The organism is Paenibacillus pabuli NBRC 13638, assembly GCF_001514495.1.
In the GTDB taxonomy this organism is placed as follows: Bacteria; Bacillota; Bacilli; order Paenibacillales; family Paenibacillaceae; genus Paenibacillus; species Paenibacillus pabuli.
On the sequence record NZ_BCNM01000002.1, the window covers coordinates 215,225 to 228,353 of the forward strand.

Annotated in this window: 16 protein-coding genes; 5 read left to right on the forward strand and 11 right to left on the reverse strand. The window is 47.0% G+C overall.

From position 1 onward, the window contains the following. Positions 1-16 precede the first annotated feature (16 nt). From PPA03S_RS04505 to PPA03S_RS04530, 6 genes are all read right to left on the reverse strand, one after another. A complete protein-coding gene (locus PPA03S_RS04505) occupies positions 17-937 on the reverse strand; it encodes an SDR family oxidoreductase (RefSeq protein ID WP_062320281.1) in 921 nt (306 codons plus the stop codon). 80 nt (positions 938-1,017) lie between these two features. Next, a complete protein-coding gene (locus PPA03S_RS04510; protein WP_062320283.1) occupies positions 1,018-2,334 on the reverse strand; it encodes a F390 synthetase-related protein in 1,317 nt (438 codons plus the stop codon). Beyond that, positions 2,331-3,191 (reverse strand): MBL fold metallo-hydrolase, encoded by an 861-nt coding sequence (locus PPA03S_RS04515; RefSeq protein ID WP_062320285.1) that lies wholly within the window; start codon positions 3,189-3,191, stop codon positions 2,331-2,333. Before PPA03S_RS04515 ends, PPA03S_RS04510 begins: the two co-directional genes overlap by 4 nt. Further along, complete coding sequence (locus tag PPA03S_RS04520; RefSeq protein ID WP_062320287.1) at positions 3,185-4,180, reverse strand: NAD-dependent epimerase/dehydratase family protein; 996 nt, start codon at positions 4,178-4,180, stop codon at positions 3,185-3,187. Before PPA03S_RS04520 ends, PPA03S_RS04515 begins: the two co-directional genes overlap by 7 nt. Then, positions 4,177-5,475: an ATP-grasp domain-containing protein gene (locus PPA03S_RS04525; RefSeq protein WP_062320290.1), complete on the reverse strand. Its 1,299-nt coding sequence runs from the start codon at positions 5,473-5,475 to the stop codon at positions 4,177-4,179. The genes PPA03S_RS04520 and PPA03S_RS04525 overlap by 4 nt, the downstream gene beginning before the upstream one ends. Beyond that, complete coding sequence (locus PPA03S_RS04530) at positions 5,465-6,466, reverse strand: beta-ketoacyl-ACP synthase III (RefSeq protein ID WP_062320291.1); 1,002 nt, start codon at positions 6,464-6,466, stop codon at positions 5,465-5,467. The genes PPA03S_RS04525 and PPA03S_RS04530 overlap by 11 nt, the downstream gene beginning before the upstream one ends. A gap of 1,027 nt (positions 6,467-7,493) precedes the next feature. Between PPA03S_RS04530 and PPA03S_RS04535 the strand changes: the two genes are divergently transcribed. After that, positions 7,494-7,847, forward strand: coding sequence for a hypothetical protein (locus PPA03S_RS04535; protein ID WP_062320293.1), 354 nt, complete (start codon positions 7,494-7,496; stop codon positions 7,845-7,847). 24 nt (positions 7,848-7,871) lie between these two features. On the opposite strand, the gene PPA03S_RS04540 is transcribed toward PPA03S_RS04535, so the two are convergent. After that, positions 7,872-8,249: a hypothetical protein gene (locus PPA03S_RS04540; protein ID WP_062320295.1), complete on the reverse strand. Its 378-nt coding sequence runs from the start codon at positions 8,247-8,249 to the stop codon at positions 7,872-7,874. Positions 8,250-8,358: 109 nt separating this feature from the next. On the opposite strand from PPA03S_RS04540, the gene PPA03S_RS32150 reads away from it, so the two are divergent. From PPA03S_RS32150 to PPA03S_RS04560, 4 genes are all read left to right on the forward strand, one after another. Continuing rightward, positions 8,359-8,877, forward strand: coding sequence for a glycoside hydrolase family 25 protein (locus PPA03S_RS32150; protein WP_245683508.1), 519 nt, complete (start codon positions 8,359-8,361; stop codon positions 8,875-8,877). A gap of 146 nt (positions 8,878-9,023) precedes the next feature. Continuing rightward, positions 9,024-9,641 carry a M23 family metallopeptidase gene (locus PPA03S_RS04550; RefSeq protein WP_062320299.1) on the forward strand — a complete coding sequence of 206 codons (618 nt, stop codon included), beginning with the start codon at positions 9,024-9,026 and terminating at the stop codon, positions 9,639-9,641. Between the two features lie 90 nt (positions 9,642-9,731). Then, a complete protein-coding gene (locus tag PPA03S_RS04555; RefSeq protein ID WP_501193425.1) occupies positions 9,732-9,983 on the forward strand; it encodes a YqxI family protein in 252 nt (83 codons plus the stop codon). A gap of 22 nt (positions 9,984-10,005) precedes the next feature. Then, positions 10,006-10,431: a hypothetical protein gene (locus tag PPA03S_RS04560; protein WP_062320302.1), complete on the forward strand. Its 426-nt coding sequence runs from the start codon at positions 10,006-10,008 to the stop codon at positions 10,429-10,431. Between the two features lie 50 nt (positions 10,432-10,481). Here PPA03S_RS04560 and PPA03S_RS04565 read toward each other — a convergent pair whose 3' ends face one another. From PPA03S_RS04565 to PPA03S_RS04580, 4 genes are all read right to left on the reverse strand, one after another. Continuing rightward, complete coding sequence (locus tag PPA03S_RS04565) at positions 10,482-10,826, reverse strand: hypothetical protein (protein WP_167665976.1); 345 nt, start codon at positions 10,824-10,826, stop codon at positions 10,482-10,484. 161 nt (positions 10,827-10,987) lie between these two features. After that, positions 10,988-11,887, reverse strand: coding sequence for a TIGR01777 family oxidoreductase (locus PPA03S_RS04570; protein WP_062320307.1), 900 nt, complete (start codon positions 11,885-11,887; stop codon positions 10,988-10,990). Between the two features lie 83 nt (positions 11,888-11,970). Then, positions 11,971-12,492 carry a hypothetical protein gene (locus tag PPA03S_RS04575; protein WP_062320309.1) on the reverse strand — a complete coding sequence of 174 codons (522 nt, stop codon included), beginning with the start codon at positions 12,490-12,492 and terminating at the stop codon, positions 11,971-11,973. Between the two features lie 40 nt (positions 12,493-12,532). Further along, on the reverse strand, positions 12,533-13,090 hold the full coding sequence (locus tag PPA03S_RS04580; protein WP_062320310.1) for a DJ-1/PfpI family protein: 558 nt from the start codon (positions 13,088-13,090) through the stop codon (positions 12,533-12,535). Positions 13,091-13,129 lie beyond the last annotated feature (39 nt).

Consider the following 13,129-nt stretch of genomic DNA (forward strand, 5'->3'; position numbering starts at 1 on the left):
TTTGCATCTGGTCCGCCTATCTCAGTCCACGCGCGATAATCCACTCCAGCCATTTCCATGGAAGCAGCCATTTGCCGATGATAAGCAAACGCGAGCCTTTGCCCAGCGCATAACGAAGCCTTGGTGCACGCATCCGTGCAATGCGAGCAATCAGATCGGCCACCTCCTGCGGATCAGGCGCAGTTTCTCCAGCATGCTGGGAATAGCGAAGAACTGCGTCCAGCTTATCTTTATAGGGAGAATGATCGCTCCTGTGAATTTCACCCAGGCCTTTATTCCATATGGGTGTGCGATAAGCACCTGGCTCTACCAACACAACCCGGACGCCGAACGAGGACATCTCATGACGCAAACTTTCCGTGAAACCTTCCACGGCGAATTTGGATGCAGCATACGGCGCATACCCCGGAAAGCCGGACAATCCACTGACGCTTGACAAGTTGATGATCAACCCCTGCTTCTGCTCACGCATGACAGGCAGGACCGCACGTGTAACGGCAATTAGACCGAACAGATTCGTTTCCATTTGCCTACGCCAATCATCCATGGATACTTCCTCAATAAATCCGCCAAGCGCAAATCCCGCATTGTTCACCAGCATATCGATCCGCCCATGGTTTTGAAGTACCGCCTGAACAGCCTCCTGCACCGAATCAGCATCCGTCACATCCAGCCGAATATACTGCAGTCGATCCGAGATACCCGCCTGCCCCGCCAACCTTGCCAACTCCGTATTCCGACTCAAATCTCGCATCGTTGCTGCAACATGATATCCTTGTTTAGCCAGCGTAACCGCCGTAAGCATGCCAAATCCACTTGATGTACCCGTAATTAACACCACGGGAGCGTTTGGATCGAACTCTTTCGACTTTTCCACGGTTGAACCTGTTTTGCCCCCTATATGTTCATCCTCTGTCTGTATCTTCTGTTCTGTCATCTGCATCACCTCTTCCCTTGGTGAATTTAGTAGATTTAGTGGATTTATCTTCGTTACCAATTTTCATCACAACGCTTCACTCAAGTGTGCTGTCTCTCCACTCGGCGCAGCTTCGTTATTCCCGGTTCAAATGTATAAGGAACGAATCTGATCTCTGGTATCGTACATTCCAGCCGCTCTCCCAGCTTCATCAGCTCCCGCTTGACATTGGTTTCCACCCGCTGCATCCCTTCTCCTCCTCCAAGCCGAAGCGATACTTCCAACATCCCGTTACCTCGCTGCACGACGCGATAATGCTCAATAGCTGGAGAGGCTGCAATCACCGCACGCGTAACAAAATCCGGAAATACAGGTACGGCTTCGCCCGTTTGTCGATGTGGAAAATAAAGCGTGTCATCACAGCGGCCTTCGATCCGCTCAATGGCCGTGAACGGAGACCCACAGGCACAAGGAACCGCTGCCTCGGTCAGAATGTCGTTCAGCCGATACCGGATTATCGGCTGTGAGGTTCTGGAGAAGTCCGTAATCACAGGCACGAACCTCCGGGTCGCAGGATCAATGAACTCTTTTTCAATATGAACAATGTCTTCATTCAAATGAAGTGTGCCGAAGCGACAGGTTGCGCCCAAGAACCCTTCCGTACATTGGTACACCTGATGAATTGTTTGCCCAAACACATGCTCCAGCACCTTGCGATCCAGCGGGTCCAGCACTTCGGCAACTGAAATGATTTTGTCCGGTACAGCAGTCAATGTACCTGACGTATAGGCGTCAGCCAACATTCTCAGCATGGAGGGCGGCGCTACCCAGACGGTGGGTCGGTAGGTTTCCATACGTTTAACCAAGGTATCGACACGCTCTAGCAGATCAAAATATTGAAATTGCAACTTGCCCCGCTGCACTGATTCATACAGATTACTGTTCGCCCGCAGGAAAAAGGCGATCTTGGCAGGCTTCCACAGTCCGCCAGGCAGAAGCTTGGCCAGCACCGCCCCTGTCCACGCATCCTGTTCCCGATCACTCACCAGAAACAACCCCCGGTTGCCTGATGTGCCTGAGGATAAACCTACTGTCACGCCCTGAACGGATGGCTTGAAATTACGCGTTTCCTCGCTTTCCCCGGCGAGAGCCATCGCTTCGTCCTTGGAAATGCCCATCGTGTTAAGCTGATCGAAATGCTGCATCATGATCGTTTTGTCAATCAGCGGAAAGCTTCTCCACTTGCATGCATCAACATCACCCCACCACTCCCGGTAAAAAGGGGACTTTTCACGAACCCGCTCCACTTGCCGAATGATCTGGCGTTCCTGCCAGCGTTCAAGCTGCCCTCGTGTTTTCCATTTTCTCAATCCCCGTGCAAGTGCATAATGATAGACAATACGCAGTGTACTGCTCATATGTCCTCACCCGGTATACCCCAAGCATTCAGCGCTTCCTGGCAATGACTGGGCACAATCCGAATCGCTGGAAACTGCTGATGCAGCTGAACCAGTCTGTCAAAATTCCTTCGATACGCCTGACGATCCGACATAATGATTCCAGCGAGTGCGTGAGGTCTGCGTTGTTCCTGAAAAGCACGACTCGACCACACTGCGTCCGCGCACAGAAAATAATCATGCGACTCCGTACTGAGCAAAATTCCCATCATGCCTTCCGCATGACCCGATACGTCAACACCCAGCAGACTGCCATCACCGAAAATATCGTATACCTTGGAAAAAGGAAAATCCTCACCCGCTGTCACCCATCGCTCCGGCTGCTTCGTAACAGGCAATGATCGGGCATTAAAGTCCTCTGGCAGCAGCCCGGACAGAAAGCCTGCCCTTACAGCCGCAATGGGTCCAAGTGAACGTACAGCGTCATAGGCTCTTGGCAGAAAGATCAATTGTGCCTGTGGGAAATCCCGCACACCTGCGATATGATCCCCATGAAAGTGCGAGAGGATGATGTACCGAATATCCGAAGCTTTCAGTCCTAAGCGAGCCAGAAAATGTACCGCACTGTCTTCTTCACGATAGACCACAGGTGTAATATGACGGTAAAGCGCGTTTGGCAAATGAGCCGTTTCCTTGAAAAAACGGGAGCTATATCCCGTGTCCAGCAAAATTGGACCATGTACAGGATGGATGATACACGCAAAGCCAGCCGGAAAGGCCACCGGACGCAAACGTCCACCACGCAGCGTCAGAAATTCCGGATGTGTGCAGTAACCCGCTGCGCCCAGATGGAGCTTTACCGAAGTTGTTGTCAGCATGATTCAGCCCTCCACCAGTCTGCAAATTGTTGTAACCCCTCATCAATGGTCACCCGAGGGACATACCCCAGCTTCTCACGGGCATCCGTAATATCCAGCGTCTGCGGGATGGATAAGGAACCGACCGTATACCGTGTCAATTGAGGTTCACCTAACGCAGGAAGAAAGCGATGTACACGTTCCAGCACTCCGGCTGCCCCGTATGCTGCTCGGTAGGGAATGTTTCGACGGTGTAAAGGCATTTCCAGCATTCCAAACAACGTGCTCACCAAATCCTGGAACGGCCTCGGATCTCCATTGGAAATATTGTAGGCACGACCCAGCGCTTCTGTCTTGGCATCCCTGCATAACAACAGCGCATCCACCACGTTATCGACACAAGTCAGGTCAATGAGTGCCTGTCCGCCTTCGATCATGGGTACACCCGATTTGGCATTTGCTGCAACGATTCTGGGAAAAAGCGTCTGGTCATACGGGCCAAAAATGGCTCTTGGACGAATCATGATCGATGGAAGTCCATTGACATGAGCCTGCAAAACCACTTGCTCAGCGAGCCGCTTGGTGGCAGCGTAATGATTGGCTGGTTTGGATGGCAAGGGGTCATTCTCATGTATGTCATATCGGGGACTGTAGTTAAAATACAGACTTGGCGTCGATACATGAATGAAGCGCTGTACGCCACCTTTCATGCACCGATCCACCAAATGCTGTGTCCCCTCCACATTGCTGCTGTAAAAATCCCGATACTTCCCCCATGGCGACGATAACGCTGCACAGTGAAACACTACATCCTGACCCGAACAGGCCTCATTTACCGCCGCCTGATCCCGTATATCTCCGTGATAAAATCGGATGCCTGCCGCCTCAAGCTGTGCACCGTGCTTTTGCTGGCGTCCCATACCCGTAACTTCCCAGCCTTGCTCTGCAAGCCGAATCGCCAGATGCCTGCCCAGACATCCGGTTGCTCCTGTAACCAATGCTTTATTCATCGTTGTTCACCGTTCCATTCTATGTCGTGAGTCAAAGCTTCAGTCAGCGAAAGCTTATGCTGCCTTGCCAGCCGCCAGGCGGAGAGCACAACCCCAAATTGCTCAAACCAAGGTTTCGCATCGTGTCTCAGGTACACCACATCCCTCGTTCCCCGCCAGGCTGCCATCCATGCTCGCAGGTCGCCCTTCCCCCAGAGCTGCTGCAATCCACTTCCCAGCATCGGAAGCATCAACATCGCTTTACTGCTTTGCTTGGGGATAACTACTTCTGCGGCTTTCGCCAGTTCATCAGGCGCAATTAAAGCGCGTACCAAGCCATCTCCTGGGTGAAACAAATGAATGCCACTGGTCGCCCTCGGATTACACTCAATGGCATACACTTGTCCGTCCGCTGTTTCGATAAAATCAAAACCAATCTGCCCGCTAAACCCTGTCGCCTGTACAAATTGCCTTACCCACTCGTAAATTCCTTCATGCTCCACATGTTCAAAAAAAACACTCGCCCCTACGCTGCCCGTTCGATAGCGACTGTCGTAGGTCGTATGTGCAACGATTGTCCCTTCATAAGCTACACTGTATGTACATAACATTTGTCCGGCAATATAAGCCTGAGCAACCCAAGGGGAAGCTGAGGATATTTCCGTGTCACCAAGAGTATCGTCGTTCTGTAAGCGGTGCTGCTTCATTTTAATTGCGTGTATCTTCTGATCAGGTGAGCCTCCATCAAAGTCTCCTGTAGAGGACATTGGCATTCGAACTCTGGCAGCAAAGCGGGAGTATACCGGCTTCCATACCCATTCCCCCTCTATTTCCAGATCAGCCTGCATTTCCATCCATTCCTGCCGACTGTTGATCAGACGGGTAACCGGAACCGAAAGACCGAGCGATGCTGCGAGCTGGATAAAGTCATATTTATGATGCAATTCATGCAGCTGCTCCAGAGACGAAACAAGTACATGACAATAATGGCGCAGCCGCTCTGCTCCTTGAGCAATATAAAAAACTTCTTCACACATCGGAATCAACACGTCGATCTGCCAGGCTTGAACCAGAGTCTCCATCTCGAACAAGTAATTCTCTGTTTCATGACGTGGAGATGGAACCGTGAAGCACTGCTGCAACGCACTGGACCTTCTGCACAAATGACGCACCACGCTCTCCGCTACGTAAACCCGGTGACCTGCACGATGAAGCATACGCGCCAGATCCAGGGTTACCGGTGCCCGGCCGCCCGTGAGCAGCACATTTAACGATGCGGATGCTTGATGTTCATTCTTCGTGAATCTAATAGTCAAAAATGAGTCCTCCCAGTGACAATCCAGCGGCTGTACCGATCATCAACACCCGATCTCCACGCTGAATGCGCTCTTGCTTGATCGCTTCATGCAGCCCCATCGGAATGGAAGCGGCAATGGTATTGCCGTGATTTCGTGTAATGTCCATAAAACGGTCCTCTGCGATCCCCAGCTTTTTGCGAATCAGTCGCATCGCCATGGCACTTCCCTGATGCGGAATCACCAATTGGAAATCCTTCATCTGGTTACCGGTTGCCTGCAGCATATCGTCAATAAATGTAGGCAGCAATCGGGAAGCCATACGGAAGATGGCCTGTCCATCCATATGAAAAAGATAGGGGGCCGGCTGCTCGGCTACATAATTCGAGGCATGCAGACGAGTGCCCCCACCGGCAATTTCCGAAAATCGCGCGCCGCGGCTGTACGTTTTCAGGGAAGCATGTACAATCTGCGAAGACTCCCCTTCTGCAGTGCGTTCAATAATGACGGCGGCGGCTCCGTCACCGAACAGGGCAGCACTTTCCTTGTTCGACCAATTCAATCCCTTCGAAGCGATCTCCGTAGCTACAAGCAGCACTCTTTTATAACGCCCGGCATCTACCATATAGGAAATGACATCCAACCCGTTCAGGAAACTTAAGCAGGTGGCATCCATGTCAAAAGCCGGTACACCTGAATCCTGCTGCCCCATCGCCTGCTGAATGAATACGGCCGTACTGGGTAAAGGTTGTTCCTTCGTACCGCTCGTGCACACCAGACAATCGATATCTGCGAACGTCAATCCCGCATCCGCAAGTGCAGCTTCAGCAGCCCTCGCTCCCATGAAGGAAGAGGTTTCTGCACCGGAAACATAGTGACGTACACCAACACCTGTTGCTTTACTGACCCAGCCCGCAGGCACCTGCAAACGGCGATCCAGCTCCTCGTCGGTTACTTCCTGTTCAGGCAAATACTTGCCTGTTCCCACAATTCTTACTCTTCTAAGCTGCATATGACCTACCTCTTTCTCTTCTTCTGACTGATCGATATAAGTTCAACTAATGAATATTTACACTAAAACTCCGGTGACAGAACACCCTTCCGATCGCTGTTATGCTAAACATGATGATGAAGTGCTTTAGAAAATACAGCAGAAAGGGCAGATATCTCTGCCCCTCCGGGAGGCCACAGAAAAAGTCCATAACTTATAAACAAGATACCCTTCCTCGATTTTTATAAGGAAGGGTATCTTGTTTGGCTGTATAATTGTACATTGATATAAAGTTCCCTACCAAAATGACACTTTCATAAAATTATACCCTTTTGTTTTTATTTAACGTGCAAATTTGGAAGTTGATCTATCCCATCAGTAATTTATCCAGTCTGGTAGGCAACTTTATGTTACTCCCTCCTAACTATTTATCCATGTTATTTACGGCGTTTCTCATTTGTTCATGTTCCCCTAGTCTATCAACATCGTTCCAGAATATATCATACATAATTAATAGTATATCCCAAATGCATAAAGGAAAACTATTCCTTCTCAGTGAATTTGCACGCAAGACGCATTTCTTCATGTACGGAATGCTTCTTGCGTGCTAACTTTAAAAAAGGTGAAATACCCAACCCACTCCACACAGTAGGCTTGCATCCCATCTGATGTGCCAAACATAGATACTAGATTCTACTGTATTATTTGTTAGATCTAAAAAAAGAGACAATTTAATTCGAGCATCCTCGGTAGTACATTGCAGTCCACTCCCTTTTGAGATGTGTTTCGCTCGTTTTCCCATGCGGAAAGTTCGCGAGCCAGTTCGGTTTTGTCTTTTCTTTATGGGGGGCGATTGTGACGATTCACGCTTTGGAGCAATCAAAATTCCAATAAAATCCATTGGGTTGAATATCTTCAGTTACTACCTTATCGGCGAACATGTTTGTTTCTTGCTGTTTGAATTTTCTTCATTAAAGAGTGTGAAATATGGGTTTATACCAAGCGAGAAAATAGGGGGAAACATCACTTTATAGTGGGAGGATTTTTTATGATAAGGACTATTGTATTCATGCTGACTTCGATGTTGTTCCTTGTGGCATGTTCAAACTCAAATCATGGAGAACTTCAAAGTTGGGCATTTGATGTTGTAACGTGGAAGAATGGGGTATACAAGGTAACAAATGAAACTGTTACTGAAGTGGAGGAGGAAATTGGAATTATTAAAAAACACTCCACAAATGAAAATAATGATTTACCGAATTTGTTTTCCAACAAGTATAAAAAAGGGACAAAATTATTCAAAATAAAGAATTTCGAGACAACCGATTATATCGCAGTAAAGGATAATGACACCTACTATAAAGCAGAAAGAATGGAAGGAATGAAAGCAGCAGCCGATTAAGGCTGCTTTTTTTATTAAATCATTCTATTGTAAAGTAGATTCCTCCATTAGTTTCAATTCAGAGATAATCTTATGACTTTGTAAATTTGTAAGTTGCTCATTAGCCTCTACTTTAAATATACTCACATCTTCATTAATTGGAATATACTCCTTGTCTCCAGTTTTCTTTAAATAAAGAATTACACTATCATTTTCAACAAGAGGGGTTGTTCCATGATATTTGACTACAACATTTTGGTCTTCACCACCCATTTGAGAGAGTGAGACTTTTTGATTGAGTAAAGCCGAGTCACCTTTTAGAACTTCTTGAATATATATTTCGGATTTTTGCTTATAATCATAAAAATTTTCACCCGTTACAACCGTACCATTTTGGGCTGTTACGTTTGCCTTAACAACCAAATCTGATCCCTAGCAAGATCCTTTAAATTGAGATACCACTTACTCCAAGATATATCAAGATCAGGGAATTGACGTTTCTCGGTACCGGGGCAAAATTGACTGGTTTCAGGTGAAAGCGGACAAGCGAGAATTTGTGTTCATTAAAGCTACTGAAGGCCAGACATACACTGATCCGAATTTCACGGCCAACGTTAAGGGGGCGTTGTCGGCATGGGTGATGGTTGGGATGTATCATTTCCTACGAGCCACATCGGCAGCTGCAGCAAGGGCAGAGGCAGTCCATTATGCAAAATCCCTCGAGGAGATCGGCGGGGAGAAAGCCCTGCAACTCCCGCCTGTAATGGACTACGAGAACAATCCGAACGGGATCAGCAAGAGACAGATCAACATTGTGGCCAAAGCATTTCTGACGGAGCTGGAGCGGCTGACAGGTGTCAAACCGATCATTTACACGGGCAATTCATTTGCAAGCAATTTTGATTCTGGTTTATCGGGTTATGACTTATGGATTGCCCGCCATAGTTTAACACAAAGGTTCCAGATGATCAGCCTGCATGGAAGACCTGGACCATATGGCAATATAGCGATGCAGGCAAGGTTCCAGGCATTACGGGCAATGTGGGTCTGAATGAATTCAACGCCAGCCTATCGGATCTAAAAGCGAGATACGGGAAGGAGAAAGACATGAGTAATCCATTTGACGGGTACCGGCTCACAAGTCCGTTCGGCATGCGCAAGCATCCAATGAGCGGGGTTAACTAGTTTCACAGGGGCATGGATCTCGTTGTCACACCTGCAGACGGACCAATCTATGCATTTGTGGCTGGCGAGGTGCTGCATGCCAAAATGGGTGTGTCCGGATCCGGTTTTGGAAATTATGGTGTGAGGGTGGCCATCAAAGATGAAAAAGGTTATCTGCACGTTTACGCCCATCTTTCAGATGCAGGCGTAAAAGTTGGTCAACAAGTAAAACGTGGGCAGCTGATCGGCAAGCAAGGCAGTAGTGGCATCAGCAGCGAGGCACATTTGCATTATGCAGTGCGTAAATCTTGGACACCTCAGTTTGGTTACACTGCCACAGAAGCGGGCGTTGCGGAGCCGACACAATACTTAATTAATTATTATGGGCAGACGCCCGTTAAGGAGGACAAAGCGGTGTCACAAGAACATGACATTAACGTTGTGAGCCCATGGGCTGAAGCATCTTGGACAGAAGCGCAGGCTAATGGATACTTTGATGGGACCCGTCCTGGTGCGCCGATTACAAGGGAAGAGACAGCCATCGTGATGAACCTGCTTAGGAAAAACCTCCTAAAGCTGATTGCAGAAATCAATGGCAATGTGGCCGATCTATATGATTTATTTTGTAATAAAAGTAAAAAATCGAGGTAAAACGATGTTGAAAACAATTAAGAAAAAAACGGTATTAGTTATGTTTAGTTCTGTACTTGCTCTCTCCTTCACGCTAGCTCCGATTTCCGCATTTGCAAGCACTCCACAACTTTATGGGCGCTTAAATACGGCGGAGAACTAATTGAAGAGTTGTTGGAATATCTGGCCAAAAAAGAGTATGCTGATTATGTAAAAGAAAACCGTTTATCTATTGCAAACTTCTTAGAAGAGACTGAACTGGTGGTAGAGAAAAACTTAATTGGATTTTTAATATTCGAATGCAGTATTCCACAAGGTGCAGCGACAGAAATAGCTAAGGCTATTATATATATTGCATTTTAATAATTTACAAGGTAGGAATAGAATGAATGTAGATGAACAACTTGAGCTTTTGAAATATCAAATCAAGCTCATTAGAACAGTGGTTGCCTCGGATGAACATCCATATTTCATGTTCCTACTTGATCACGATTTTAATGAAAAGCAAACTCGTTCTTTGACCGATGTGTTATACATATTTAACCGCAGGCTAAAAGAACAATCCAATTCAAGAGACGAACAAATGGAGCTTTTTCATTGGGAGAAGGTAGAAGATATAAAGGAAAGAAATAAATTCTTTTCAGTTCCTGATGATTTCCTATTGAGTGATTCTCCGCCAACATATGATGAGTTCGTATCTCTCGTGAAGTTGATAGTGCCGGCAGATGTAAACCCATCATATCTTTTGAAATCTCTTCAGATGCAAGAGATGTATGTTAATCTGTGTGAATACTTGCTTAAACAAAAGTAAAAAAAAGCGACCTCACAAGCATATCGCTGGCGGGGTCGCTTTTTTTTACTTTATATATATAGTTTGAACACGAAACGTGTCTGACGTTTATTTGTCCGCAGCTCAGCTGCAGCTCTGCGCCCCAGTGATGTCCCCTGCACTGTTGTATCTCCAAAGCATCGTATCTCATCTCCATCTGATAAAAAGGTTGCTGGGACCATTACTGATAATGTTCTTTCTGGTGCATGTGCCAAACCCAGTTCATGCGTCGCAATACTTTGAATTGCATTATCTGTACTGATGTATTCTGATTGTGAAGTATAAAAACCATTCACCCAAACTTTAACCGATTTAAATGTCTTGTTCGTATTATAGACAGGCTCCATGATCCCACTATACGCCCAACCTTCCTCCACCCGTAGACGAACCGCTTCTCTCTTCGTTTCTTCGCTGACATAACACAAATCCCCTCCAGTATTCAGTGTTTGAGTTCATTGTAACATTTCCTCTTTTTTCACTGTCTACCATGAGGGGATAATAACACTCCCCCTCCGGCTGTGGTATCTTTTTTATTCAGTCACGTTGACTCATTTCCCTGTTTCAAAATCTCGGCAAGTGCAAGATCGAGCGTATCATATTTGAATGTAAATCCTTCTCTTTCCAACCTCTCGGGAATCACCCAGCGACTTTTGAGAACCAGTTCTGTTTCGGTCCGAATGAATCGCGCGCCCAGTTCCAGCATCCAGCGAGGTGAAGGAAGTCCAATCCGCACTCCCATCTGACGTCTCAGACTCTCCATAAGCTGGCGGTTCGTAACAGGATGCGGAGAGGAAGCATTAAATACGCCCTCCAGTTGCGGATGCTGCTGAACATAGATCACCATGCGGAACAAATCCTCTATATGAATCCAGCTAAACTGCTGGGTTCCAGTTCCTTGTGATCCACCCAGCCCAAAGCGGACCAGATTGGTCAGCGGCTCCATGACGCCGCCTTCTCCCAGCACAATGGCAATCCGTAATGCAATCTGACGTGTAGACGGCAGACTGAATTCAAAAAAAGCCTTTTCCCACGCCTTGGCGACATCCACCGAGAAGCCGGAGCCAATCTCGCCCTCTTTCTCTGTCATGGGGCGATCTTCTGCATGTCTATATATCGTGGCCGTGCTCGAATTAATCCATAGTTCAGGAGGATGGCTACAAGCCAGAACGGACTCGCCCAAAATGCGGGTTGTGCGTGTTCTGGATTCCAGAATGATTTTGCGGTTCTCGTCCGTATAACGGCAGTTTACAGATTTCCCGGCCAGGTTAATCAGCAATTCAGCATCTTCAAGTGCCTGTATAATCCCTGTGCGGTCTTCCCAGGAAATATGACCAGACTGACGCGAGATGATAAACACCTCATAGCCTAACTTCTTGAATCTTTGGGCAAAATCCTGACCAACAAACCCTGTTCCACCCGCCAACACAACCTTTTTCACGGTATCCCCTCATTTCCCCATACTGGGTAAAGAAAAACATTCTATATATGAATTAACACCGTCGCCGCACGTTTCGTTTGATTTCAATTCACTCCCAATGCTGCATATAAACGGCTGCGTTCTTCGATCGCCCATGCGTTCGTTGGGTTTTGCTCCAACTGATACCGGAGCTCATCATGGAAATCATGAATCATGAATCCTTCGGGCAAATTCCCCAGCATGGCTGTAAAATCGTATTCTGGCAGTTTTCTTTGTCCCTGAGCGATCTGCTTCAACCATTCCATCCATTCGGCAAGCGTCAGCACTTCTTCCTGCCATAATTCGGCCTGTAATCCAAGTGCATCCTGAAGCTGCTCATAAGCAGGTGGATCGGCCAAGGGGCGACATGCTTGCACAGCCAGTTCATACAACTCGATGACTGCGCGCCGCACCTCATGCGCAAGCTCGATCTCCAATCCTTCGATGAAGTCCTGAACCTGGATGCTTAATCCGTCATCGTATAGTAATGGTGCATGCGCCAACAGACGTACAATCTCTTCCATGTCCTGCGCTGAAACTTTCTTTTGCTCATAGAGAGCGGGTAACATATATACTGTAATGATCATTCACTCCTACATCGTTCTTCTATTAATGACGTATATTATATCATGATTTGTCGTTGAAATATTTGAACACTTGAATCGTTTCTTCCAGATCTTCAGGACCTGAATATATATTCATAACTTTGCCGATTTCGATTCCAAAATCCACATAAGCATTCGCCTTGGCTGTAATGATATGTCCATCAACAACAACACCTTCATTCACATATTCCCCTTGGACCGTGATTGCTCTCATCTCGGATTCAGCATTAGTCGTAAATGATCTGCCTTCCAATACTTGCGCTTGACCGAGCAACAATGTTCCTGCACAGATGGCTGCAATGGGCGTCTTACGCTCATTAAGTTCTTTGATGAAGTACATCAAGCCCGGGTGGTGCAGCGATGCCGTAACATCTCCTCCGGGAATTATGAAAAGATCCACTTCGGATGAATTAATCTCATTTAATAGAACAGCGGGATTAACTGAAAATCCCTCATAGGATTGTAACGCTCCCTTTTCCAGAGCCACCGTAATGATGTCTCCTTGCGTTTTCATAAAATAGCTGGCTAACATAATCTCAAAAGATACGTAGCCTTCAAATAACAATATGTATGTTTTCAAATCAGCTGCACCCCTTCTTTTTATCCTTCTACCCTCGAT